The organism is Mycoplasmopsis columbina (genome assembly GCF_900660685.1).
Taxonomy (GTDB): Bacteria; Bacillota_I; Bacilli_A; order Mycoplasmatales; family Metamycoplasmataceae; genus Mycoplasmopsis; species Mycoplasmopsis columbina.
This window is the reverse complement of the sequence record NZ_LR215041.1, coordinates 230,013-256,572: the sequence shown is the minus strand read 5'-3', so window position 1 is coordinate 256,572 and position 26,560 is coordinate 230,013. Positions and strand designations below refer to the sequence as shown.

The following is a 26,560-nucleotide window of genomic DNA, read 5'->3' as shown; positions in this document are numbered from 1 at the left end:
TTTGCGTATATATTTATAGCAAAAAAAATATAAAACGTAAATTTTTTCTTTTTTTATTTATTTTACAAATCATTGAATAATAAATAACATTATTAATATATTATTATTTTAAATAAAAATATATGGTAATTAAAAAAGTCTGAAAATTCAGACTGGAAACATTGGATAAAATACCTCAATGTCGACTCAATAGAATTTTAACATAAAAAATATCAAAGGTGAAAATATGAAATTAGTGCATTTATACAACACTACTGAATACTCATTTCTAAATTCTTTAATTAGAATTGAAGAATTAGTTACTGAAAGCAAAAAACATAATCTTAAAGCAGTAGCTTTAACAGATCATAATAATTTATTTGCTTTGGGAGAGTTTTTAAAACTTTGTCAAAAAAATGAAATTAAACCCATTATCGGTGTTGATTTAGACTATGAAAAAGAAAATAAAAAATATAGAATAATTTTGCTAGCTAAAAATTATTTGGGTTATCAATTAATAAATAAATTAATTTTGTTAAAAAGTCAAGATCAAAATTTGACATTAAATGATTTCGCTTTTTCAAATGATATTTTCATTCTTGATCATCCAACTTTAGGATACTTCATAAAAGAAGGAGAGGAATTATTATTCTCAAATAAAAATTATTTTATTCCTTCTTTAGATCTTGAACATTCAAATGGTATTTATTTAAGAGAAAATAAATTAATTAAAAAAGAAGATAATTCTGCTTTAAGAATTCTACAACAAATTGGAAATTTAGAAGTTTCATCAAATGATTACCCAGATTATTTTGGTGAGTTAGAAATTCCACAAATAATAATTGAAAGAATGCATAAAATTATTGATGAATGTAATGTTATCTTTCCTGAAAAAAAATTAGATTTGGCACACTTTAATAATTTTAATGAATTAGAAGCAAATAATCATCTTATAAATCTTATTAACAATGCTTTAGAAAAAAAACAAGATGAATTAAAAGAATACAAAAATTGAGAAGAAAGATTAAAGTATGAATTCGAAATTATTAAAAATTTTAAATTTACTAATTACTTTTTAATCATTCAAGATTTGATTCATTGAGCAGAAATGAATAAAATTGCTGTTGGTCCAGGTAGAGGTAGCGCTGCAGGATCACTTGTTTCTTATTTGCTTGGTATTACCAAAATTAATCCTCTTAAATACGGTTTACTTTTTGAACGTTTTTTAAATCCCGGAAGATTAAGCTGACCAGATATTGACATTGATATTCAAGATGACCGAAGAAATGAAGTATTTGCCTATTTAAAAGAGAAATATGGTTTCGAAAATACTGCGTTAATTTCCACTTTTCAAACTATTGGTGCAAAAATGGCAATAAGAGATGTCGCAAGAGTTTTAGGAACTAACTATATAAATAATGTGGAAGTAAATAAAATTTCTAAAACACTAGAATTAAATGCATCATTAAAAGACTCAATAATCAATAATTTACATTTTAAAATTGCCATTGAAAATTATCCAGAGTTACTAAATTTTGCTCTTAAAATTGAAGGTCTGCCACGTCAACAAGGCTATCATCCTGCAGGTTTAATAATTTCTCAAACGCCTATAAACAAGTTAGTTCCATCAATGATGTCAAATGATAATATTTTTCAACAAGTTCAACTCTCAATGAATTACATTGAAGATTATGGCCTTCTAAAAATAGATTTGCTTGGTTTAAAAACTTTAACAGAAATTAGTCAAATTGAGCAGCATATTGAACCTAACCTACATTTTGATAATTTAATTAAACAAAATTCTCATCTTATAAATGATAAAGATACATTTTCAATGTTAAATAGTGGATTTACTGAAGGAATTTTTCAGTTGGAATCAAATGGTATGAAAAGTACTGTAAAAAAGGTAAAAATAGATGCTTTTGATGATTTATATGCAATCATTTCTCTTTTTAGACCAGGACCAAAAAAATATATTGATAACTATGCCGAAAGTAAAAATAAAAATGTTAAAGTTTTAACAATTGATCCTAGATATGATGAAATTGTAAAAAACACTTTTGGAATTATTGTTTATCAAGAACAAATTATGCAGATTGCTCAAAAAGTTGCAAACATGTCATTTATTGAAGCGGATTTTTTAAGAAGAGCAATTGGAAAAAAACATGAAGATGAAGTCGCATCATATCAGAAAATTTTTGTTGAAGGTGCAGAAAAAAATAATGTGAATGTAAATATAGCTAATCAGATTTATGAAAATATAAAATTATTCGGACTTTATGGTTTTAATAAAAGTCACGCTGTAAGTTATGCATATTTGACTATGAAAATGGCATATTACAAAAAACATTATCCGCTTTATTTTTACAATGCTCTTATCTCATCATCACAAGGCGCACAGGAAACTATTAAAAAATATGTAGATGAAGCAAAAGAAATGGGATTTATTGTTTATTCTCCTAACATTTTGTATTCAAGTAATAATTGTCAAATTATTAACAGTAATTTATATCTTCCATTTAATTTAATTAAAGGTTTTGGAAATGAAGGAATAAACAAAATACTAAAAGATAAAGAAGAAAATGGTGAATATTCAAACAACATAGTAGAAATTTTCTTAAGATTAAGATTTGCCGGATTAAAGGATGCTGCACTTGATACTTTAACAAGAGCTAATGTTTTTAGAGATTTTGGACATATCAAATATATTCAGCATTGCGATAAATATGTAAAAGACATATATAATTTATTTTCAACTGCTAAATCCTACTCAGAAGTTAAAGAAAAAATTGTCAAAATGAATTATTTAGAATTGAATATTTATTTTGATCAAGAACAAGATTTAGAGTATGAAATGAACTGTGAAAATGAATTATTAGGATCAATATACAATGTTCATTTAACATCTAAATACGAAAAAGATTTTCCAAAAAGACTTAATAATTTAACTCCCGGAGATGAAGAGTGATTTGTTGTTGAATATTTAGATATGCGAAAAATAAAAAATAAAGATTTTTACTATTTAAAATGTAAAGATAGTTCACGAGAAATAATTTTTTACTTTAGTCCTAACTTTTACAATTATTTTGAGGGTATAAAAAAACATAAAATTGTTCTTATCAAAATTAATTATAAATATTCAACACCTAAAATAATTGATTGAAAAGAGGTTAAATAATGAAAACAAACAATGCCAAGAAAGAAAATTTTTTGTTAATTGATGGTAATTTATTGATGTTTCAATCTTTTTACGCATCATATAATCCCAACAATATAAATTATTTAATGAAATCTCCAAAAGGTATTTATGTTAACGGAGTTCATGTCTTTTTAATTTCCCTAGCAAAATTAATTGAAGCATTTGATCCAAAATATTTATTCATTGCATTTGATGCTAATGGTAAAACAAAAAGACATAATGAATTTGAAGGATATAAAAGTGGGAGAAATAAAGCACCAGAAATTATTTTTGAACAATTTGCACTAATTAAAGATATATTAACAGGATTGAACATAAAATGATTTGAACAAATTGGAGATGAAGCGGATGATTTAATCGCCACTTTAGCAAAAACAAAAGAAACAAACAATATCATTTTTTCTAAAGATAAAGATCTATTACAACTAGTTAATGAAAATACTATAATTGCGCAAAATGCAAAAAACGAATATGGCTATAGAATAGTCAATTTGGATAATTTTGAAACTATTTTCGGTATTTTACCATCACAAATTCCTGATTTTAAAGGACTTGCTGGTGATGCTTCAGATAATTTAACAGGAGTTAATGGTATCGGAGATAAAGGAGCAGTAAAACTTTTAAATGAATTTGGATCTCTTGAAAATATATATCAAAATATCGAACAAATAAAAGGTAAGCAAAAAGAAAAATTATTAAATGACAAAAATAATGCTTTTCTATGCAAAAAATTAGCGCTTCTAAACAAAGATGTTGATATGGATACTAATATTAAAAATTATGAACATTTTTTATATACCAACAATGAAAAAGGCAAAGAATTATTAAAAGAGCATAAATTAACCAAGTGCTATGAATATATATTTAATAGATATTAATTTTGAATTTAAAAAGTAAAATTAAACTATGCAAAAGATTAAACGTTTTAAACTTAATTTAAAAAAAGTAGAAAAAAAAGCTCCAAATGATATTGTCGGTGATGTTTCTTTTAATATTCCCTTTGAAATTTTAAAATTCATTTCTTTTTTAATTATTTCTGTTGCTTTTATTCTGCTTCAATATCAAAATTTAATTGACCAAAACAATTCAATAACGAATGTATTAAGAAAAATTTATTTATATTCTTTTGGTTTAGCTTTTGGTGATTTAATGATTTTAATAATTTTTGGTGTGTTATTTACTTTTATTGTTAGATGATTAGGATTTGCTTTAAAAAAATATTACTTTCAGTGATTCAAACAATACATAAGAGTAGATTATTTTTTACTAAAAAAACATATTTTAATCTTTGTATGAAGTATGCTTTTAATTGCTGCTCTTATTTATCATGCCATTTTAGTTTCACAAAGAATGGAAAATAAATGGTTTTATAATGCAAAAGAAGTATCATCGCTCTTTACCAAAGGATGAATTTATTCATTCAGTAACCAAAATAATTATTCTATAGTATTTCCAAATGCTTCTTATAATACTGGAGTTTTTTTTGATACAATAGCAAATTTATTATATGCTTTAGCTTTTTCGCCATATTTAATGTATCTTTTAATATTTTTCCTATTTGCCTTTTCTATAATTAAATTAATAACAATTAAACCTCTTTCATTTTTCAAATTTTTAAATGAAAAAAGAAAAAATTTAGTTGAAATTGAACAATATCTAAAAAAACACAATAGTATTTTTTATTATAGTTCTGCTGTAAAAGAATATTTTGCAATTATTAAGAGAATGGCTCAAAAAACAAACTGAGATTTTATTAATAATTCTTTTTATGTTACAAAAAAAGAACTTGCTCAATATTCAGAAAAAACAAGTGATATTGAAAAATTAGAAAATAAAAATAAAGAAACTATTAGTGAAGCAAAAATATCAGAAAATAGATTAAATCAAAATGAACAAACTAATGAAAACTTGAACATTGAAATAATCAATCAAAAATCTAAAGGACAAGTAGAAATTAAAAACAAAATAAGCAATAACGTAAAAATTTCTCATTTAGATGAAAAAGTAAACACAAAAGAAGAAATAGTTAAAATTGAACCAGAAGATAATAATAATGTTAATTGGTCAATTAAAGAACTAATTGAAACAAATGAAATTAAAATTAAGAATAATGACACAAGTAGAATTGAATCAATAAAAACTTTACTAGAAACACAAGAAATAGAAGTTAATCAAGAAAAAGATAAAAATGATGAAATAGAAATTTTAAATAATGAAGAAAAAATAACTGAACAAATCAAAGAAATTGATGAAAATTGAATTAGCCCTATTATTGAATAAGGAAGTTTATGGAAAAAATTAAATTTGACGATTTAAATGAAATTATAGGTAAAAAAGAAAATACAAATGTTTTATTTTTTATTGAATTTAGCACCACATGATGTCCCGATTGTAAAATGATGCAACCTATTGTAAAATCGCTTTTTAATGATTATCACAATAATCCTAAAGTTAAATTTTTAGAAATTGATGCAGAAGAAGCACATTTGTATAAAGATCCATTTTCAAAATGACAAATCTTAAAAGTTCCAGCTTTTGTTTTTTATAAAAATAATGAAATTTTAAAAATTGTTTATGAATACTATCCAAAAGAATTATTAGCACAATTTATTGAAGATTATATTGACTAAAATGACTAGAGAAGAAATATTAGAAAAACTTAGCACCGTTACATCACAACCCGGAATTTATTTGTGAAAAAATTCTAATGGAAATGTAATTTATGTTGGTAAGGCCAAAAATTTAAAAAAAAGAATGCATCAATATTTTGAGGGTGCAGAAAATTCTTACAAAACATCAAAACTAGTGCAAGAAATTGCAGATTTTGATGTTTTTGTTGTGCACAACAACAAAGAAGCTTTGTTGTTAGAAAGACACTATATTCATAAATACAATCCCGAATATAACATATTACTTTTAGACGATAAAAAATATCCTTACATTAAAATTGAATTAAAAAATAATCAACTTGATATTTCGCTTTCAAGAAAAGTCAAAGTTAAAGATACTAATAATTTAATTCACTTTGGTCCTTTCCCTAATGGTTATGGAGCTACAACCATTTTAAAACTTTTACAAAGAGAAGCCTTTTTTGAAAAAGGTTTAAAAATTGTCAATCAAGACTCTTCTTTTTGAGAAGAAAAGTTTAAAAAAATTAAAGAAATTTTAAGTTTTAATAAAAAATATCTTAAAAATTTAGAACAACAAATGTTTGATGCTGCAGAAAAATTTCAATTTGAAATTGCAAAAGATTTAAGAGATTCATTGAATTATTTAACAAAACTGAATGAAAGTCAAGTTGTTGAATTAAAAGATTTTGAAAATATAGATGTTTTAGCCTTTAAAACAGTCGATAATGTAATTTATTTAGCAATGCTCTTTTATCGTTACGGTATTTTGATTAATAAGGACATTCAAACTATTTCTATTGCAATTGACACTAAACATACTATGGAAGCTTTTTTGAATAAATATTATCAAGACAATTTGATTCCTAAAAAAATTGTTGTTTCTGAAGAACTAACAAATTATGAATTAAATGATGAAGAAATTTCAAATCGTCTTATTTATCCAAAAAGTGGAATTTATAAGCAAATTATTGATTTAGCTTTTTTAAATCTTGATGATTTTTACAAAAGCAAACATTTAGAAGTTAAAAATAAAATTGATAATGCTGAAAAAATGTTACATTCACTGAGCAAATATGTACCAAATATTGATTTAAAAAATATTGTTGTTTTTGATAACTCTAATTTAAATAATTCTAATCCCGTGGGTGTTGCTGTTGTTTATACAAATGGAATTAAAAATAAAAATTTTTATCGTAAATATAATCACGAAATTAATCTTACTCGGCAAGCAGATGTTGAATACATGAAACAAACTGTTACTAAGTATTTAAAAGATTTAGATAAGAATATAACTCCTTCACTTATTATTGCCGATGGTGGATTGCCACAGGTTAATGAAATACGTAAAATTTTAACTTTTCAGAATTACAATTTTCCTGTAATTGGTTTAGTTAAGGATGAAAGACATAGAACAAGAGCATTAATAGATTTAAATTTAAATGAAGTTGAAATTGCTGAAAAAGATCTTTTTGCTTTTCTTTCAGAGATTCAAATTGAAGTAGATCGCTTTGCTAAAGAACATCTAAGAACAAGACAAAAAATTTCATCTCTTGAAGGTAAATTGCAATCAATTAAAGGTTTAGGTGTCGTTATGGAAAATAAACTATTAGCACACTTTAAAACTTATAGTAACATCTATAACGCCTCATTAGAAGAATTAGAAAAAATTATTCCTAAAAATATTGCACTTAAAATTTACAATAAAGAATATTTGAAATAAAAAAATGCAATTGAAGAACTGCATTTTTTTATTCGTCAAAAAATTGTTTTAAAATATCAATAAAAGCTGAATAGTTTTCAATTCAAATACTATGACCAGATTTCTCTATTTTATAGACCTTTGTGTCATTTTTTAAACTTCTATAATATTTAGCAATATTATTTAAATCAATAATTCCATCTGCCTCACCATAAATTAAAGCTAACGGTTTTTTAAATTCCAAGAGACCACGATCAATTTGATCCATATTTTTTAATTCTGGTAAATTATCACCTAATTTGTAGATTAATTTTAGTTTTTCTTTATTGTTTTTCAAATAATTATCAACTTTAATCATCAGTTCTTTATTTGACACTATTTTTTGCGGATCAAAGTAACATAAATTAACCAATTTTTTATAATCTTCTGCATTTCAAATATAAAAGCAATCTTTAAATTCTTCTAAACGTGAGAGAGATGAACGATTTTGGGGACCAACAAGAGCAATTTTAGATATTTTTTCTTGTAAAAAAGGGACTAACATCATCGCAAGTGCACCACCCATTGAGTGCCCAACAATGTAAAGATTATCCAATTGCTTTTCGTTTATAAAAGCAATTAAAATATCTCTGAAAATTAATTGATTCATTACATCATTTCTTGCTTCACTTTCTCCGTGCGCAGGCATATTCAAGCCATATCAGTTAAAATCACTAAACTCTTCATAACAAGGATAAAAATGTTTGTAATCACTTGAAAATCCATGAATGTAAAGAAGATTTTTACTTTGATTATTATTTTGCTCTAAATACTTTAATTTTAAATTTTGATATTCAAAAATTTTTTCCATTGTAGCCTTTCTATTTCTCATCCAAAGTTTTTGCTATTCTAGTAGCAATAAATTGAGTAATAATTAAAAATATAAATAAATAAAATGTGGGAAAAATTATTTTTCATACATTTTCATCTCTTGTTGTTCAGTTATTTTTTAAAACAATTGCAATATTATTTTTGAGAGGCGCTCCAATAAATTCCAAAGTAGCAATAAGAAAAATAATATATCCTATTCTTCGCATAAACAAAATCAAAATTCTTCCCAATATTTTTAGAAATAAGTGTTTAAAAATAATACGATTAATACTTACATTATTGGCTAAAAGAGCTATAAAATAGTCACTATTGGTTTCTTTATAACTATATTGATAAGATCAATACAACATTCTTAATACACCTGAAAAAAAGATAAATAAATAAATAATATTGATGTTTCTTACAAAAATAGAAACTAGTATTAAAAATATAACATCTGGTATTGAAATAAAAACATTTAAGATTTTTAATAAATTTCTGAAAAATTTATTTTGATTAATTGCAAAATAAATTCCCAAATACATTCCTAAAATTAATTCAAAAAAGAAAATTAAAGAGGCTATACCTGTCGAGGTTATAAATAATTTAAGTGAGTAGATAAAAACATCGTTTCCAAAACTGTCAGTTCCAAAGAAAATAATTTTTCTTCCATAAATAACATTTAAATAATCTCTAGGATTAAAAATAATTTCTTGCTTACCAAAAACATTAGTTTCAATTTTGTGCGGAATATTATAAAGTTTAATATTCTTATAAATTTCTAAAGTTATTTGGTTTGTTTCTTTTTCTCCTGCATATGATATTTTCTTGTAAGTTACTGTAAAAAATGCTCCTATGTTTTCATTCACGCCTAAAAGTTTTTCATTATCTGAATAGGGTTTGTTACTAAAAATTAAACTAATCAATGCAAATAAAAGTAGAAAAATCAATACCACGACTAACAAAATATTAATTACAGAAAGTTTATTATTTGTGAAAAAATATTTTTTTAAAAGGTTTCTTTTTTTACCTATGGGACTGTGAATAAGTTTTTTAGGTTCAGCAAAATTAAATAAATTATTCATGTTTTCTTATCCTTTCTCTAGGATCAATTAGAACTTTAACTATTTCTCCAAATGAGTATACAAGAGAATAAGTTAAACCCAGAAATAGAATCATAAAACATATTAAATAATTTTCATAACTAGTAACAGTTGCATACAAATATTGTCACGTTCCTGGTATATTAAAGTAGTATTCTAAAAAAACACTTGCCGCAAACAAACCAATTAGTAAAAATGGCATCAAACTCATTAAATCTGTAAAGAGATTAGGAAAAATAATTTTTCAAAATAACTTTCATTTTCTAATTCCCATTGAGAGAAAAAAAAGATAAAACGAACTAGTAAAAATTTCAATTGCTTTTGATCTAACTACCTGTAAAATAGGTGCAATAGTAATTATTGCCAAAGAAAAAATAGGAAGTAGATAAGTTTTAAAATCATCTTTTTTGAATTCAATTACTATTCCAAAAGATGAAACAATTTGAATAACTAATGGAATTAAAATAAAAAGAGAAATGCTTAATGTTGCTATGGTGAAAAAATTTAAAATGTAATCTCATATAGTGTTTCTTTTTTTAGCGGCAATATAACCTAAAATTACACCAATGAGAAGTGAAAATAATAATGAAATTGTGCTTATTAAATAACTAATTGAATTTTTAATTAAAAAGTAATCTAAAATACTTCTATTGCTTGATGCTTGTGGTCCATAAAGATCTGAACCTGAACTTAATGTTCCAAAATCACCTTTAAATCAGTTTATAAAGTAAATTCAGCTTCTTTCTAATAAACTTTTATCCAAATGATTATGTTGTACAATTTCTTGATAAATTTGATCGTATTGCAATCCTGCTGAACGCAGTTGAATTTCTTGTTGTGTAGTTATAGGAAATAAACCGTTTAATAAAATAAACAAAAAAATAACAATTATTATTGTAGAAATAATTGCTATAAAAAATTTATTTAATCATTTTATTTTGTTTAATGATTTATTGATTTTTTTCTTCAACTGAATAATCTTGTACATATGTAACATTATTATAAGGCACAACTATGTTAAAGCCTTTGTGTGTTAAGTAAATACTTTGTGAATTTAATGATTCAACATATTTATCAATTGTTATATCAAAAGTTCTTCAAGTGTTTAATTCACGTAATAAATTAACCAATTGCTCATTGGTTGAGTGACTAACAAAATAACGAGCAAATTTTGATTGTTCGACAATGTTGTCTATTTCAAATACACCGTTTCCAGCATATTTATATCCTAATCCACCAAAACCAGCTGAACTTCAAGCTAAAATTCCATCTTTGTTTACAAGAACACCTTTTAAATAAAGTTCTCTTTCTTCGTAACTATTGAATTTATCTAAATCATCTCAAACTATTGTTTTAAATAATTGTGCATCTTTTGCTGGATTTTCACCACCGACATAAATTTCGTTGTATTTAAATTCTCCACTTTCTTGTTTTGTTTTTAACTCCTTAGCAAAACGAGTTAATTCCGGAAAGGCTATTGCCAATTTGTCATTTGCTTCTAAATTAGCAAATTTTTTTCAAAGAGCAAAAGGACTTAATCCAATTGCATGTGTAATTTTGTCTAAATATGGTGACAATGTATCAAATTCATATGAATAGCTAATTCTTTGATTAATTGAATTATTACCAGTTCCATTATCATTTCCAATTACTTCATCAAGATCTTTTTTCGTTGCCAATTTTTTAAAAACTGGTTCTAGTCTTGAATCTAATTCTTTAATTGTATTAACTATTGCCTCATATTTTTGAGTTTGTTTTTCATCAATTAATTGATCATTGTAAATAAATCATTTAATTTTTTGATCCAAACTCAAGTTATTTTTTGTATAGAAAGCATCTAAGGTTGCTTTAATTTTGTCTTTTAAAGCATCAAAATAAACGCTTTTATAAGTATTTTGATATTCTTCATTTTTAGTTAATTCTTCAAGATTAATTAAATTACCTTCATGATCAATTGGCATTAATTTATTAATTAAATCTTTAGCATCACGAGCAGTTTTGTATTTTGAGGTTAATTGATCACTTCCACCTAATAAGGCATCTGGTGCAGCATTTGATAGTCATAAATCCCTAGAAGTGTTTGAATCTTTATCTTTAACATATTCTCAATTAATTGCAGCATTAATTAAACTTCTAAAGCTAATAGATTGTTCATCAAAAACACCACTACTAATTGATTTACGATTTTCATATGATTCGCCTCTAAAACCTTTATTAATTTCAGCAATTGATGCACCATAAACTAATTTTGCATAATTTTCATTAAAAGCAATTTCTTCATAATTAATTTTTTTAACTCCGTTTTCTGTAACTACTGTAGGTTTTGGAGTAATATTAAATGCTGAAGAACCAATAGATTTAGCTTTTTGGTAATTTTTATATTTTAATGCATTAACCGTTGCAATTTCTTTTTCAAAATAACTTTGATTTTCTTTTGATAATTCATCAAAATTAAGTATTGTATTAGTTTTATTTTTAAAGTTATTAACGGTTAAAGTAGAATCTATATTTCCATAATTAATTTTAATTTGTTTTAAAGATGTTTTGTCTAATAATCCATTTTTATAGTATTCATCATTTCTTTTTAAGACTAAAGTATTGTCATTTGATTTTCTTGCATTAGGTAAGTAAGCACCGGCATATAAATTTTTTGCCAAACCTGATGCACCGTAGAAATAAAATCCAATTTTGTTAAGAATTTTTTCTCCATATAGATTTTTAGCATTTTCTTCTTTTGATTCTTTATATTCCGTGGCCGCCAATTTTCTAAGATATTGACTTGGAGCTGCAGCATAAACAAGTGATTTATTGAGCATTAAATCAAAGTATGAAAAGAAATCTCTTTGACCATAAATTCCATCTTTTTGAATTGCATCAAAAACAAGTGTGTTATTTTTGATAGCGTTTGTTGCTTCATTTTCATCATCATTATTAAAAGCTACAAATTTTCCAGCATCTAATCCATTAATGTCAAATTGTTGACCATTAGTAAATAATGCGCCGCCGAATCTCAATCCATTTGTATCATTAAATCTCTTTTTAGCTTCTGCATCTCTTTCTGAAGCAGCTGAATAACTACCATTATCACCTTTAAAATACCTTTGGAAAAAGCCTGAATAATAACTTCTTAAATATGAAAATCAAAAGTCTTCTACTACAACTTTATACTCAGTTTTATTTCCATTTGAATCATATCAATAAATGTTGTCTTTAACTGATACAGCCATTTTTATAGCTTTTTTAGCATCATCTCTAAAAGATTGAGAATTAATTGAATGTTCATCACTTGACATTTGAAAAGCATATGGATTTCCATCTTTTGATTCAGCTACAGGATCTGAATTATCATTGTTATAAACTTTAGTAGAACCATCTTCAAAAGTAAAAGTAATATCTTTCGCTAATTCTAATTTATATTTTACATTTCCAACCTTAGCTAAAGTTCCATCTTGTGTATATTCAGGTGATGATAGTGTTTGAATTCTAAAAAGTACAGCAGCTGTGGCTGTTTTTTCCAAACTTTCATTGGGACTAATATTACTTTCTTTCTCTGCTGTTGTGTCTAAAAAGAACTGATTAATAGGGTTAATTTGTTTATTTAAAGTTAAAGTTTCTAAATAATTACCTTCTTCATTTTGACAAGCTACTGCTAAAAGTGGTAAAGCAGCACCAGTGACGACTAATGAGGGTAATAAAAACATCTTTTTTTTCATTTTTTAAAATTTTCCTTTACTATTTGTATTTAAATCTCGAAATAAAATCATGAAAATTATAATTCCGTTTTAAATAAAAAAAATTAAATAGCATAAAAACACTATTTAACTTTTAAAATTTGGTATATTTTATTATTTTTCGATTAATTCTTTTACATAACGAGCAATCACAATTTCTTCATTAGTTCTTACTTTGTAAATTGGAAACTGTGAATCTTCTGTTGAAATCAATTTATAATCGTCATATTTTCTGTCTAAATTGGCTTCTTGAACTAATTTAACATCGTAAGCATTTAATTGTTTTACAACCATATCTCTAACAATGTCGTCGTTTTCACCAATACCAGCAGTAAAGACAAGAGCATCAATGTTTTTACCAATTTTGTTTAAATACATTACAACATAGTCTACTACTTTTGAAACAAATAAATCGATTGCTAATTTAGCTTTTTCATTAGTTTCATAAACTTCATGTAAATCACGAATATCATTACTAATACCACTCACACCTAAAAGACCTGATTTTTTAACTAACATATTGAAAACTTCATTTTCATCTTGTTTTTCAATTCTTGTTAAATAATCTGAAATTCCTGGATCAATAGCACCACAACGTGTTCCCATCATTAAACCATCAAATGAACTAAAACCAACTGAAACATCGTATGATTTTGAATCTTTAATTGCACACACTGAACTACCTGAACCTAAGTGAGCAACAACAATGTTAATTTTGTCTTTACCAAGTAATGATTTCATTCTTTCATTAATAAAATCATAACTTAATCCGTGGTAACCAAATTTTTTGATATGGAATTTTTCTGCTCATTCTTGATTGATTGGGAAAGTGCTATTAAGTGTTGGAATTGTAGTGTGAAATGCTGTATCTTGAGCAATAATTTTTTTCACATTTGGTAAATGTTTTTCAAAACCTTCAACTGCTCTTAAGGTTGCAGGAGCGTGAAGGGGAATAAATTTAACTGCTTCTTCAATACCCGCTTTAACTTCTTCACTATAAAATGCTGGTGAAAGATAATTGTGACCTGAATATGGAGTTCTAAATCCAATTGCTTCCACTTCGCTCAAATCAGAAATTACACCATGTTGTTTTCAAAGTTCAATTAATTCTTGAACAGCCACTGAATGATTATCTAATTTAAGTTCATGCTCATATTTTTCACCGTTAAATTTAACAATAATTTTTCCCATTGGTTCTGTAATTCTTTCACATAAACCATTGGCTAATAATTCAAGTTGATCATGTGAGTAAAATGCTCACTTTAATGATGAACTTCCTGCGTTAACTACTAAAATTTTCTTCATATTTTGTTCCTTAAAAATCTGTTTTATAGGTTAATTCTTATTTCAAAAATTCGTAAGCTTTTAACACAGTAATTGAAGTTACATCGATAACATCTTGAACTTTAGCTCCACGGCTAAAATCATTGATAGCACCGTTAACTCCTTGCATAATTGCACCAACTGCGCCATAATTTCCTAAACGTTGTGCAATTTTGCAACCAATGTTACAGCTTTCTAAATTAGGGAATACGTATACTCCTAATTCTTCTTGAGGAGCGGTTGGGAATTTGTGTTTTCTAACATTTAGATCATATGCTGAGTCAAATTGCATTTCACCCGGAATAATGTTTAATCCTTTTTCTTGTGCTAAAGCTACCGCATTTCTTACTAAATCTGGATTTTCACCTGAACCAGAACCATTTGTTGAGTAAGTTAAAAATCCTGCTAAATCATTCATTCCCATTGTTTTAGCAAAATCAATTGCATTAGCAGCAATATCAACTAATTGTTCTGCTGAAGGTTTTTGTACTGTTGAAGGATCAGTAAAAATTAATTTTTCATCTTCTTTATGCATTACGATAACTGATGAAATTGTTTTAACTCCTGGTTTTGGACCAATACATTTAAAAGCAGCTCTTAAAATATCCGCTGTTGAATAAATTAAACCACCAACCGCTGAATCAATTTCTTTGGTTCTAATCATCATTGCACCAAAGTATGGACGTTGATCAAGGTTTTTACGACATGTTTCATAGTCTTCTTTACCTTTTCTAATTTCCACTAATTTTTGGGCATATTCGTCTTTTTTAGCATTTGCTTGTGTCATAATGATGTTTTCTAATCCATCATTTACTACTTGTGATTCATTTTCTAAAAGCATAATTGGTTTAGCTAATTTTTCTTTTTGTAAGTAAAGTGCAGCTTCTCTTGATCTTGCATCATCACCATCAATGAAAAGTACTGAAAGTACTTGTTGTGAACTTTTTTCTCTTAATAATTTGTTAATGTGTTCACTAAATTTTGAAATTTTTGACATTCATTCTCCTTAAAAACAAATAATAAAACTTATGTGATAATTTTATTATAAAAGTGACTTTTTACTTCTTAAATCTTTTATACGGATGATAAAAATAGTTTTTCTTCATTTTTTTGAAAGTATTTATTTTCAAAATGCAAATTTTAAAAAATGGTAATTTTCTTTGTTAAAGTTAATTAAGGAAAAAATAAAAAAGAATTAATTTCATAATTACAAAAGCATTTTTTTACACTTTTGTTTTATAATATAGGTGCAAGTTAATTTAAATTATATTAATTGCAATTTTTATAATATTATAAAAGGAGAAGTGAATGTCATTCAAATACATCCAAGCTGGCAAAGTTATGTCAGATCCAAAAGAAATGATTCGTTTTGTTGACGTTGATGGAAACTTAATCAATAAAGATTACAAACCATCAAAAGAAGAAAAAGCTGAATTATTAGAAATGTATAAATTAATGGTTAAATCACGTCAGTGAGACGTTTATGCTTTAACCTTACAAAAAACAGGTCGTTTAGGAACTTTCGCTCCTAACTTAGGTGAAGAAGCTTGTTTAGCTGCTTTAGGTTACTACCTTAAAAAAGACGATTGATTCGTTCCTCACTACCGTGTTTTAGCTGCTCAATTCGCACGTGGAGTTACAGCAGAAAACATGTTCTTATACTGAAGAGGATCAGAACTTGGTTCAAAATACATTAAAGAAGCAAACACATTACCAATGCAAGTTGTGATTGGATCACAAATTTCAATGGCTGCTGGTGTTGCATACGCTTTAAAACAAAAAAACAATGGAAGCAAAGACATCGTTCTTTCAACCATTGGTAACGGTGGTACAAACGAAGGTGAATTCCACGAAGGATTAAACTTAGCTTCAGTTCGTAACTTGCCAGTTGTTTACGCTGTAATTAACAACCAATGAGCTATTTCAGTTCCAGAACACAATAGCTACAAAGTTCTTACATTATCACAAAGAGCTGCATCATACGACATCCCAGGTATTCGTGTTGATGGTAACGACTTATTAGCTTCAGCTGCTGCTGTTAGAGAAGCTTACGAATATACAAGACAAGGACATGGACCAGTTCTTTTAGAATTTGTTACATGACGTCAAGGTCAACATACAACTAGTGATGACCCTCGTGTTTATCGTTCAAGAGAAGAAGAAGAAAGACACGAAAAATGAGAACCAATGCACCGTATTGAAAAATACCTTACACAAGAAGGATTACTTACAGAACAAGCTAAAACTCAAATCTGAGAAGCTGCTGAAGCAGATGCTCGTGCTGCATACGACGCTGCAACTGTAACCCTTACAAAAGAAGGATACGACCACATCTACGACTACACCTATGCTGAATTACCTGAAGAATTAAAAGCTCAAAAAGAAGCAAACAGAAGATTTTTAAAAAAATAATTTAGGATATTAGTTAAAAATCACTTTTAGCTTAATACTTAAAATTCAAAGGAGAAATTTATGAACAAAGAAATGATTTCAGTTAACAACATTAGTGCTTTAACAAACGCATTAGACTTAATGCTTGAAAGAAACAAAAATGTTGTAATTTACGGTGAAGATTCAGGTTTTGAAGGTGGAGTTTTCCGTGCTACACAAGGTTTACAAGCAAAATACGGTTCAGATAGAGTTTGAGATGCTCCTATTTCAGAATCAGCTATCGCTGGTTCAGCAATCGGTGCTGCTATTGCTGGTTTAGTACCAGTTGTTGAAATGCAATTCTCAGGTTTCTCATTATACGCATTAGCTCAAGTGTTTGGTAATGCTGCACGTATGAGAAATAGAACACGTGGAAACTACAATGTTCCTATGGTTCTTAGAATGCCATGTGGTGGAGGTGTTAGAGCTCTTGAACACCACTCAGAATCAGTGGAAGCTCTTTATGCACACATTCCAGGTCTTAAAGTTGTTATGCCAGCTACACCATATGACACAAAAGGTTTAATGATTGCAGCAATCGAAGACCAAGATCCAGTTATTTTCTTAGAACACAAACGTGATTATCGTGCTTTCAAACAAGAAATTCCAGCAGGATACTACAAAGTTGAAATTGGTAAAGCAAATGTTGTTGTTCCAGGTGAAGATTTAACAATCGTTACTTACGGTCACATGGTTCACGAAAGTATTGCTGCACTTAAAGTGTTAGAAGAAAGAGGAAAAGACTACTCAGTTGAAGTTGTTGATTTAAGAACTCTTAAACCAATGGATACAGAAACCATCATTAAATCAGTTAAGAAAACAGGTCGTGTATTAGTTGTTACAGAAGCTGTTCAATCAGGTTCAGTAGCTAACGAAGTACTTGCTCGTGTTAACGAACATGCATTTGACGACTTATTAACTGCTCCACGTCGTTTAACAGGACCAGACGTTACAATTCCTCTTCCATCATTAGAAACATACTTCATGGTAGATAAAGAAAAAATTGCTACAGTTGTTGAAGAAATGATGGCTGAATAATTAATTGTAAATTAACTATCACATTACAAAATACCCCTTTGTGGGTATTTTTCTTTTTTTTATTCAAATTAGTTAAATTGCACTATTCTTTCGTGTTTTGTAAATAATTAAAAAATGTTCGTTCTATCTTTTTAAAAAAGAAAAAAACATTTTTTAAATTTAAAAACACGCTAAATAAAAACTTTTTTAAAAAAAGATGTATTAATTTACATATAATTAGCACTAAAAAATTATTTTTACTTTATAATTTTTAGTAGCTTTAATATGTAAATATTAAGGCTCAAAAAAATATTACACTTATATAAGTTTAAGGAGGATCTATGTTAGAAGACAAAGAAAAAAACACACCTGCAGCTGAAGAAAAAGCTCCTGCAGTTGTTGGTCAATTAAAAGTTTCTAACGATCTTTTAGATTTCTCATCATTAGCAAAAAAATCAGCAAAGAAAAAAGAATGTCCTAACAACGGCACATGTACAAAAGATGACGAAAATTTAACTCCTCGTCAAAGAGCTATCTTAGCTAGAAAGAACAAATAATGGCTGAATTAGTTAAGTTACAACCACTTGAAGCAAAAGAAGTACCAATTCCTAGAATTCGTAAAGCTATTGCAAAAAATTTAAAAAATGCAATGGATTCTGTTGCTTATTGTTCTCTTGTACAGAAAGTTAATGCAACCGCTTTATACAATCACCGTAAAGCAGTTCTTGCTAAAGTTCAAGAACAACACGGCGTTAAATTAACATTCTTATCATGAATTATTAGAGCAGTTGTTATTGCTTTAAGCGAATATCCAATTTTTGCTGCTAAAGTAAATGAAGAGACAGGTCAAATTATTTATCCAGGTGAATTAAACATTGGTATTGCTGTCGACACACCACGTGGTTTAGTTGTGCCTGTTATTAAAGGTGCTGACAAATTAAGCATCGTTGAAATCCAACAAGAAATTGTTAGATTGGCAACCCTTGCACGTGATGGCAAATTAAGTATGGCTGATATGCAAGGTGGACACTACACTATTACCAACGTTGGTAGTGTTGGTGTTATGTGAGGAACCCCAATCATGAACTACCCAGAAATTGCTATTACAGCAGTTGGTGCTATGGTTGATGAACCTCTTTACAAAGATGGTCAATGAGAACCAGTTAAAATGATGTATTTATCAATCGCCGCTGATCACCGTTGAGTAGATGGTGCTGACATGGGGCGTTTTAACGGCAGAGTAAAAGAATTATTAGAAATGCCTGAAGTTTTAGGAGAATTATAATATGTTTAAAATGCAATTTACAGACATCGGTGAAGGTCTTCACGATGGAACAGTAGCAGAAGTTAGAGTTAAAGTGGGAGATACAGTTAAAGAAGGAGACATTTTATATTCAGTTGAAACTGATAAAATGACTTCAGAAATCCCTTCACCAGTTAACGGTGTAATTAAAGCTATTTTAATTGAACCAGGTAAAGATATTACTGTTGGTGATGAAATTTTCCACATTGAAACAAACTAATATAATGCTTAAAAATTAACAGACCTAAAAAGGTCTGTTTTTTTATCTTTGTTAGACTATAAAACAGTTCAATTTGAAAGATTAAATTAAAAAAATATTTGCTAAAAAATAGCAAATATTTATCTTGCTTTTTTTACTTTAAAAAGTTTTATTGGTATAAAATAAAGTTATGCCAGAAATGCCAGAAGTTATTACAGTTGTAAATGATTTAAAAGTAAAAATCTTAGGTAAAAAAATTACTAAACTTGACATTTACAAAGATAAATTAATCAAAGAGGTTTCACCTCTTGAATTCAAAAAATTTTTACTCAATGAAACTATTGAGGATCTTTATAACATAGGGAAACACATTATTTTTAAATTAAGTAATGAAAAATATTTACTTAGTCACTTAAGAATGACAGGCAAATACAACACTTATAAGAAAATGAGATCATTGGAAGCTCATGATTATTTAGTATTCTCTTTTGATGATAATTCAACACTTTACTACAATGATGCTCGTCAATTTGGCACTTTCCATATTCGTACTAAAGAGAATTTGATGACAAGCAACCCATTGGCTAAATTAGCTCCAACACCAGATTTAATTAATGTAGATAATCTCTATCAAAAAATCAGGCGTAAATCAATACCTATTAAAAATTTAATTTTAGATCAAAGTTTCGTTTTAGGCATCGGAAATATTTATGCTAATGAAGCTTTGTGAGCTACAAAAATTCATCCCACAACCAAAACTAACAAATTGACCTTAGAACAATTAAGAAACTTAATTAAAGCAGCAGATGAAATTATGCAAGAATCAATTAAACAAGGTGGTTCATCAATTCAGTCTTATTCATCTGTTGATGGAGTAAGAGGAAACTTTCAAAACTTTTTAAAAGTGCACATGAAAGATAACAAGCCTTGTCCACGTTGTCAAACTTTAATTGAAAAAATTTATGTTGGACAAAGAGGTACATATTATTGCCCTCACTGTCAGAAAGGTTAATAATGTTTAAACAAATTGATTTACACGGTCTTGATCAAATTCAAGCTTTGAGCAAAGTTGAATTAGCTTTTTTAGATGCTCAAGAACACAACATTTCAAAAATTGAAATTATTACAGGTAAAGGTTCAAAAACTTTATTTACAGTGGTAGAAGACTATTTAATGAAACATGATTATAGTTATGCCATTACAAATGATAATGGAGCTTTTGAAGTTTATTTAGAACAAGATTACTGAGATGATGAAGAAGAAGATAATTATTGTGACGTTTTAAAAGAATATCCTTTTCCTGAAGATGAAAATTGTTGTTAAAAAAGCAGATGAAATTATTTATCTGCTTTTTATTTTTTATTATTCTTAATTTCTAATCCAAAAGGAACTACTAAATTACAAATTAAATAGATAAAGTAAAAATCATTTAATATTTTTTTGCTCATTAATTGAGATCATTTTTTAGTATTGATAATTTTCGGAGAAGCTGTAAAATTTAAAATTTGTTCTTTAGTGTTAAATCAAATAAAAATTTCTTGATTAGATACTTTTAATGATAAATTACTTATTGTTGATTTTTTAAATTTATATTTAAAATTTATAAATTTATAATTATTAATCATTTGCGTGATTACTTTTACAGCTTCTAAATTTGTTGATTCGCTTACTCACTTAGTTAATGCTTCATTTTTTTTGTTTTTGATTTTTAAGAATTCATAACGATCGTCAAGAACCAAAGATGTGTAATCCTCAGGTGTAAAATAATTGTTTTTGTCAAAAAGAGTAAATTCTAAGTTTTTATTTAGTGAAGTTAATTTGAAAGATAATCCAAATCTTTGAATATTTTTCTCTTCTTCAATTTCTCCTTGATAGTTGCTTCATTTAACACCTTTTTTAAATCAAATCTTAAAAATATATTTAATTTTTGTTCAAAATTTTAGATCATAAAAGTTCTGGTAATTTTCACTTTTATAGCGTAGATTTTGCATTCTTACATAAGTATTATTAGTAATAATTGCATGTTGTTTATAATGATGAGTTAAATGGTAACTGTTATTCATTTCTTTGAAATTGTTAATGTTTTTAAAAAATGAAATGTTTTGTTTTTCGTCAATTTCATTATTATGATATTTAAAACCAAAATAACTAAAAAGACTATGAAACAGTGGTTTGAGACTAAATTTTTTAAATAATGTATTTCTAATTTTGTTCAAAAAATACTTAGTTACTATCAATGTTAATAAACTAAAAATACTTAGAAAAATAAAAACTACTATAGCTACTGCTAGATGACTTTTTCAAAGTAAAATCTTGTTCTTGAAAGCAACTTCAAAAATACCTAATATGAAAAATATTATTGAGACAAAAAATATTACAAAACTAGTTCAAAATAATATACGATTAACTACCAATCTTTTTTTTAATTTTTTATTTTGTGCTTTTAGATCATGTTCTAATTGATGATAAATTTGTTCTTGAACATTTTTCTGATTTTGCTCAATAAAACGTTCTTTGGAAATTAAATTTAATTCTTTCATGTTTATAATTTTATAATTTAAAAACAAAACTTTTCTTAACTTTGTAAAAATTTTAGAATAATAAAAAAGCAACTAAATGCTTTTTTTATTACTAATTCTTCTTGTTAATAAATAACTTGCTAATGCTTGAAAAATAAATGGCAGAAAGATCACACTAATCATTAAAAACACTTCGCCAAGGAGTATTTGATAAGTTTCAATAGTTTCTAGTAAAGATCTAACATAATTATTTAATGTTATTAGTGTAAAGAAAGTAACAATTACATAAATTAGAATTAATGCTATGAAACTGAATAAATAATTAGTTTTCTTTAAAGAATATTTATTTTGGCTAGTTTGATATTTTTCATCCATTTTTTCTTCTCAAAAATAGAAATAATTAAGAAAAATATGTTTGCTTAAATCTCTAAATTTAATTTTGTGTTTTTTTCATAAATAAATAGCATAAGACAATAGAATTCCTAAACTAATTAGAGAAATAACAATCATGGCTATAAAAGTTTTATTTAAAAATCTTTGTGTAATTGATATGAAATGTTTATGAGTCATATATGCAAATGCAATGACTAAAGTTAAGGAGATTAAAATTTGAGTTAAAAAGGAAATAAAATTTAAACTCTGCTTGCTTTTATTTTTCATTTGTCACCTTTTTGATGATATTTACAACAAATTCATCTTGATTTATGTTTGATTTAATTTTTAAAGTAAAGTCAATTTCTCCGTTTTCATTGTTTTTGCTATTAATTGATTTTTCTAATAAGTTATATAAAGGATGATCTAAAGTTTTATAATTTTCAAAATGAATATCAAAATCATCAATTGTTAAATCAGCGAAATTTTTTTCTTTTGAATTCTCTATTAAATTAATGAATAAGTTCGCTTTGCTTAAAAGCTGAGTAGCAAAAATTTCGTCTTCATAAACTTTGAATTTATTTAGCACATCTAATGATGCGTTTTCTCTTACACGAAGAACTTTATCATCGTAATCATAGAATCCTTCGATATCAGTTACTTCATTTTTACCATTAATAATTCCAAATTTAGCATTTGATCCTAATTGAGCAAAGAATCACTTATCGAATCATAATCCATTTTCTTCTAAAGCATGATATGTAGTAAATTCTTCAGAACTAATTTGACTCTCTAAAATATGAACCACTAAGTCATCTGAAATAGTTAATTTGTCTTTTTCGCCTGTAAATAAATTGTCAAAGCTTATGGTTTTACCTTTAACAAAAGTTTCTTTTAAAGTATTACCTAGACTATTATATGCCGGGTGACCTTTGAAATAAATATTATAATTAGCACCATAAGTTTTTGCTATTGTAGCTACTAAATTTAAATTCAAATCAATTATGCTATTTCCTAAAATAATGATAGATTTTTTACCATTTTGCGCATATTTTTTAACAATATCTCTATCTTTTTCTCAGTTTTGACCTGAAACAGTAGCTCAATATGTAGAAATTCTTTTATTATTTGCAAATCTTGTAACAAATAATTTGTCTTTTAAGGTTGTTCAGTCTTTTGGTGTTGTTTCGTATAAATTAAAAATGTTTTTGTAACCTAATGTTTTTAATCTATCGATGTAATTTCCGTTAGTAAAGAAAAATTTAATTCTATCAGTAAGTGATGAAAGTGCATATTGATTTTCAATATCAACAACAAAAGTTCCTTTTGCCTTTCATTCTTTAGTTTTTTGATCATAATACTTATCTAAATTTGAACCATATCAATCATAAACACGTTTTGCAATATCATATGAATCTTCGAAAGCATTAATATTGATATTTGAGTTACTTAACGCTATATTAAGTTCTTTTGCTAAAAATCTTAAATTAGATACATTAACTCAAAGATTAATTTTTTTAGTTGGATGTTTTGCAATTATTTCTTTAATTCAATTCGCTCATTTTGAAGGACTTACTGGACCAAAATCTTTAATTTCTACATTTTTTCTTAATTCTGTATTATCATCGTTGTAGTTTCTAGTTTCTTTTAAAAACTTTTCGAATTCTTCAACATTTAAGTTTTGTTGAGTTGAAATTCCAGAGTGATAGGCAAAATAAGTTGCTCCCTTAGACAACATCGCCAATTGTAACATGTGATTGTAAAAAGCAACACCATAGGTATTAATATAGATGTTAACATCTGCTTGATTTTGATAATCAACTATGTTTTGAATTTCGTCATTATAAATATTTTCGTATTTATTTTGATTACTTTTTTCAAGGTTTTTAATTACATATGGAGAAGCATAAATTCCACCAACAAAGTAATAAGTTGGAAGAACGACAGCTGCAACACCCGCTGTTATACTCAAACCTAATATTCATTTCTTTTGTAATTTCTTCTGCATTTTCCAATTATATTAAATTTTTATTTTTAAAAAAAATTTCTAAATTCTTCAAAAACTTTTTTAAAAATAAAAAATATAAATATCCCATTAGAAGAAATATTTATATAAATAAGTAATTTATTATTATAAATCAGCAAGTCTTTTCATGCTTTCAACAAAAGCAGGTCAATCTTCTTCTTTTTTCATATTTTTAAAGGAATTTTTAACTGATTTAGGTGAAAAATGAGATTTTTTTTCTTTTTCATTTTCTAATTTAATCATATTTGACCCCTTTTGTAACATTTTGTAAGAATTATACAATAAATCTTATTGTCTAAAATTTAATCCTATAACAATGTGTTCTATTAATCAATTATAAATTTCTTGTCTTTTTTGTTTAAATTTTTCATCACTTAATTGTTCATTATGATTTTGCAAATTTTTACAAAATTCTGCAATTTTTTCTTCAATATTTCATTTATACTCTTTAGAATTGTTTAAATTATTTGATGTTCATTTTAAATAAAATCCTTCACTATACAAAATGCTTTTTAAAAACATAGTTGTAAAACGTTCATTTCCATTGAAAGCAGGATGAGATCTTAGTAAAGCAATAAAACAGTCTGTAACAAAATATAGAAAACTATACTCTGGATGATCAGATGGTAAATGATAATATTTTTGTGTACTATTTATAACAACATCTAATCTTGTAATAGATTTATTTATTAGATCCCAATTTGTTTTTTCATTGTTGCGATAACTTATATTTTTAGCGTCTTCTAATGCATATTTTTCAATTAATTTTGCATAGTTTCAAAAATCTTCATCTAATTCAATTTCACTCAATTTTATTTACATTTTTTCTAGTTTTGCTTTAAAATAACTTCTAAAAAACACTTTATTATTTTGTCTAAAAAAACAGGAATTAGGATATTTATCAAAAAATAATTTAGATTTTTTTTCATTTTTTAATATATATAACTCTAATTTTTTCATATTTTAATCATATACAATTATTTGAATCAAAAATAAGTTAAAATAAAAAACTGCCTAAGCAGTTTTGGACAATTTCTTGAAATGGTGCGAACGAATGGACTTGAACCATCGACCTCACGATTATCAGTCGTGTGCTCTAACCAGTTGAGCTACGCTCGCATGTACTACCAATTTTACTATAAAATTGGTAGAAATGAATGATTTTTTTATTAAAACTAACGTTTTGAGAATTGACGAGCACGACGTGCAGCGTTAAGACCTGGTTTTTTACGCTCTTTAACACGAGCATCTCTTGTTAACATACCTTCTGGTTTAAGTTTTGCACGATATGTTTCACTTGCTAATAATAAAGCACGAGCAATACCTAAACGAATTGCGCCAGCTTGACCACTTAAACCACCACCACGAACATTAACAACAATGTCAAATGTTCCCTTTGTTTCTGTTAAAACAAGTGGTTGTTCAGCATCTTGAATATATAAATCAGAAGTTAAATAATCTTTAGCATCACGATTGTTAACAGTAAATTTACCATTTCCTGGTTTTAAAACAACACGTGCGGTTGAAGATTTACGACGACCTAATCCACGGTATTCAATTTTGTTTGCCATATTATTTTACCTCTAAACTTTCTGGTTGTTGTGCTTCGTGTTTGTGATTTGGACCAGCATAAACAAATAAGTTTCTACGTTGTTTATCACCTAATTTTGTATGAGGAATCATACCTGAAATAGCTTTTTCAACTAATGCAGTTGGTTTTTTAACTCTTAATTTAGCTGCATTAATGCTTTTTAATCCACCTGGATATCCTGAGTGGTGGTAGTACATTTTGTCTTCTTCTTTATTAGCTGTTAAAACAACTTTTTCAGCGTTAACAATCACTACATAATCACCCATGTCAGCATTTGGTGTAAAGGTTGGTTTATTTTTTCCTCTTAATACAGAAGCAACGAAAGCAGCTAAACGACCTAAAACTTGGCCTTCAGCATCAACAACGTATCATTTCTTATTAGCTTTTTCACGGTTAATAATTGTTGTTTGTCTCATGACTCCTCCTTCAAAACGTTATAAATAGTTTGTAAAATTGCTTAACTATTATATAGTAAAGATAAAAAAGCAATATCAAAAATTTAATTTTTTTTAATAGATCTTCAAACTCTAAAATTTCTTGAATTTGCTTGCTAGAAAATCTTTAAGAATAATACCACAAAGTGAATGATT

Annotated in this window: 25 protein-coding genes and 1 tRNA gene; 12 read left to right on the top strand and 14 right to left on the bottom strand. The window is 26.6% G+C overall.

Going from position 1 to position 26,560, the window contains the following annotated elements; all coding sequences use genetic code 4:
- Window positions 1–226 precede the first annotated feature (226 nt).
- From dnaE to uvrC, 5 genes are read left to right on the top strand one after another with little or no spacing between them, the layout of a single operon-like run.
- Complete coding sequence (gene dnaE / locus EXC37_RS01280) at window positions 227–3,157, top strand: DNA polymerase III subunit alpha (protein WP_029892064.1); 2,931 nt, start codon at window positions 227–229, stop codon at window positions 3,155–3,157.
- Window positions 3,157–4,056: a 5'-3' exonuclease gene (locus EXC37_RS01275; RefSeq protein WP_006608562.1), complete on the top strand. Its 900-nt coding sequence runs from the start codon at window positions 3,157–3,159 to the stop codon at window positions 4,054–4,056. The genes dnaE and EXC37_RS01275 overlap by 1 nt, the downstream gene beginning before the upstream one ends.
- A 28-nt stretch (window positions 4,057–4,084) precedes the next feature.
- A complete protein-coding gene (locus EXC37_RS01270; protein ID WP_006608563.1) occupies window positions 4,085–5,458 on the top strand; it encodes a hypothetical protein in 1,374 nt (457 codons plus the stop codon).
- An 8-nt stretch (window positions 5,459–5,466) separates the two neighbouring features.
- On the top strand, window positions 5,467–5,808 hold the full coding sequence (locus EXC37_RS01265) for a thioredoxin family protein (protein WP_006608564.1): 342 nt from the start codon (window positions 5,467–5,469) through the stop codon (window positions 5,806–5,808).
- 1 nt (window position 5,809) lies between these two features.
- Window positions 5,810–7,528: an excinuclease ABC subunit UvrC gene (uvrC, locus tag EXC37_RS01260; RefSeq protein ID WP_029892065.1), complete on the top strand. Its 1,719-nt coding sequence runs from the start codon at window positions 5,810–5,812 to the stop codon at window positions 7,526–7,528.
- A gap of 28 nt (window positions 7,529–7,556) precedes the next feature.
- Here uvrC and EXC37_RS01255 read toward each other — a convergent pair whose 3' ends face one another.
- The 6 genes from EXC37_RS01255 to EXC37_RS01230 all read right to left on the bottom strand — a co-directional run bounded on the left by EXC37_RS01255 (window position 7,557) and on the right by EXC37_RS01230 (window position 15,510).
- On the bottom strand, window positions 7,557–8,378 hold the full coding sequence (locus EXC37_RS01255; protein ID WP_006608566.1) for an alpha/beta fold hydrolase: 822 nt from the start codon (window positions 8,376–8,378) through the stop codon (window positions 7,557–7,559).
- A complete protein-coding gene (locus EXC37_RS01250) occupies window positions 8,368–9,441 on the bottom strand; it encodes an ABC transporter permease subunit (protein WP_006608567.1) in 1,074 nt (357 codons plus the stop codon). Before EXC37_RS01250 ends, EXC37_RS01255 begins: the two co-directional genes overlap by 11 nt.
- A complete protein-coding gene (locus tag EXC37_RS01245; protein ID WP_006608568.1) occupies window positions 9,434–10,447 on the bottom strand; it encodes an ABC transporter permease subunit in 1,014 nt (337 codons plus the stop codon). The genes EXC37_RS01250 and EXC37_RS01245 overlap by 8 nt, the downstream gene beginning before the upstream one ends.
- A complete protein-coding gene (locus EXC37_RS01240) occupies window positions 10,410–13,172 on the bottom strand; it encodes an OppA family ABC transporter substrate-binding lipoprotein (protein ID WP_129693831.1) in 2,763 nt (920 codons plus the stop codon). The genes EXC37_RS01245 and EXC37_RS01240 overlap by 38 nt, the downstream gene beginning before the upstream one ends.
- A 132-nt stretch (window positions 13,173–13,304) precedes the next feature.
- Window positions 13,305–14,495, bottom strand: coding sequence for an acetate/propionate family kinase (locus EXC37_RS01235; protein ID WP_006608570.1), 1,191 nt, complete (start codon window positions 14,493–14,495; stop codon window positions 13,305–13,307).
- A gap of 37 nt (window positions 14,496–14,532) precedes the next feature.
- The gene (locus EXC37_RS01230) at window positions 14,533–15,510 is read right to left on the bottom strand and encodes a phosphate acyltransferase (protein ID WP_006608571.1); all 978 of its coding nucleotides are present in this window, start codon (window positions 15,508–15,510) and stop codon (window positions 14,533–14,535) included.
- A gap of 311 nt (window positions 15,511–15,821) precedes the next feature.
- On the opposite strand from EXC37_RS01230, the gene EXC37_RS01225 reads away from it, so the two are divergent.
- From EXC37_RS01225 to EXC37_RS01195, 7 genes are all read left to right on the top strand, one after another.
- Window positions 15,822–16,925: a thiamine pyrophosphate-dependent enzyme gene (locus EXC37_RS01225; RefSeq protein WP_029892067.1), complete on the top strand. Its 1,104-nt coding sequence runs from the start codon at window positions 15,822–15,824 to the stop codon at window positions 16,923–16,925.
- A 60-nt stretch (window positions 16,926–16,985) separates the two neighbouring features.
- Window positions 16,986–17,981: an alpha-ketoacid dehydrogenase subunit beta gene (locus tag EXC37_RS01220; RefSeq protein ID WP_006608573.1), complete on the top strand. Its 996-nt coding sequence runs from the start codon at window positions 16,986–16,988 to the stop codon at window positions 17,979–17,981.
- A 320-nt stretch (window positions 17,982–18,301) separates the two neighbouring features.
- Window positions 18,302–18,517, top strand: coding sequence for a hypothetical protein (locus EXC37_RS01215; RefSeq protein ID WP_006608574.1), 216 nt, complete (start codon window positions 18,302–18,304; stop codon window positions 18,515–18,517).
- Window positions 18,517–19,245 (top strand): 2-oxo acid dehydrogenase subunit E2, encoded by a 729-nt coding sequence (locus tag EXC37_RS01210; RefSeq protein WP_006608575.1) that lies wholly within the window; start codon window positions 18,517–18,519, stop codon window positions 19,243–19,245. Before EXC37_RS01215 ends, EXC37_RS01210 begins: the two co-directional genes overlap by 1 nt.
- Window position 19,246: 1 nt before the next feature.
- The gene (locus tag EXC37_RS01205) at window positions 19,247–19,483 is read left to right on the top strand and encodes a biotin/lipoyl-containing protein (protein WP_006608576.1); all 237 of its coding nucleotides are present in this window, start codon (window positions 19,247–19,249) and stop codon (window positions 19,481–19,483) included.
- 169 nt (window positions 19,484–19,652) lie between these two features.
- On the top strand, window positions 19,653–20,474 hold the full coding sequence (gene mutM, locus EXC37_RS01200) for a bifunctional DNA-formamidopyrimidine glycosylase/DNA-(apurinic or apyrimidinic site) lyase (protein WP_029892068.1): 822 nt from the start codon (window positions 19,653–19,655) through the stop codon (window positions 20,472–20,474).
- 2 nt (window positions 20,475–20,476) lie between these two features.
- Window positions 20,477–20,785: a Smr/MutS family protein gene (locus EXC37_RS01195; RefSeq protein ID WP_006608578.1), complete on the top strand. Its 309-nt coding sequence runs from the start codon at window positions 20,477–20,479 to the stop codon at window positions 20,783–20,785.
- Window positions 20,786–20,814: 29 nt separating this feature from the next.
- Here the strand turns inward: EXC37_RS01195 and EXC37_RS01190 are convergent, their stop codons facing one another.
- The 8 genes from EXC37_RS01190 to rplM all read right to left on the bottom strand — a co-directional run bounded on the left by EXC37_RS01190 (window position 20,815) and on the right by rplM (window position 26,386).
- Window positions 20,815–22,002 carry an MAG2810 family protein gene (locus EXC37_RS01190; RefSeq protein ID WP_129693830.1) on the bottom strand — a complete coding sequence of 396 codons (1,188 nt, stop codon included), beginning with the start codon at window positions 22,000–22,002 and terminating at the stop codon, window positions 20,815–20,817.
- 72 nt (window positions 22,003–22,074) lie between these two features.
- Window positions 22,075–22,551: a hypothetical protein gene (locus tag EXC37_RS01185; protein WP_129693829.1), complete on the bottom strand. Its 477-nt coding sequence runs from the start codon at window positions 22,549–22,551 to the stop codon at window positions 22,075–22,077.
- A 79-nt stretch (window positions 22,552–22,630) separates the two neighbouring features.
- Window positions 22,631–24,361, bottom strand: a complete 1,731-nt coding sequence (locus EXC37_RS01180; RefSeq protein ID WP_029892071.1) for a hypothetical protein — start codon at window positions 24,359–24,361, stop codon at window positions 22,631–22,633.
- Window positions 24,362–24,484: 123 nt separating this feature from the next.
- Window positions 24,485–24,622: a hypothetical protein gene (locus EXC37_RS03225; RefSeq protein ID WP_155948017.1), complete on the bottom strand. Its 138-nt coding sequence runs from the start codon at window positions 24,620–24,622 to the stop codon at window positions 24,485–24,487.
- A 45-nt stretch (window positions 24,623–24,667) separates the two neighbouring features.
- A complete protein-coding gene (locus EXC37_RS01175; RefSeq protein WP_029892072.1) occupies window positions 24,668–25,189 on the bottom strand; it encodes a hypothetical protein in 522 nt (173 codons plus the stop codon).
- A 232-nt stretch (window positions 25,190–25,421) separates the two neighbouring features.
- Window positions 25,422–25,498: transfer RNA gene (locus EXC37_RS01170), tRNA-Ile, on the bottom strand.
- 56 nt (window positions 25,499–25,554) lie between these two features.
- On the bottom strand, window positions 25,555–25,950 hold the full coding sequence (gene rpsI / locus EXC37_RS01165; protein ID WP_006608583.1) for a 30S ribosomal protein S9: 396 nt from the start codon (window positions 25,948–25,950) through the stop codon (window positions 25,555–25,557).
- A 1-nt stretch (window position 25,951) separates the two neighbouring features.
- Window positions 25,952–26,386 (bottom strand): 50S ribosomal protein L13, encoded by a 435-nt coding sequence (gene rplM, locus EXC37_RS01160; RefSeq protein ID WP_006608584.1) that lies wholly within the window; start codon window positions 26,384–26,386, stop codon window positions 25,952–25,954.
- Window positions 26,387–26,560 lie beyond the last annotated feature (174 nt).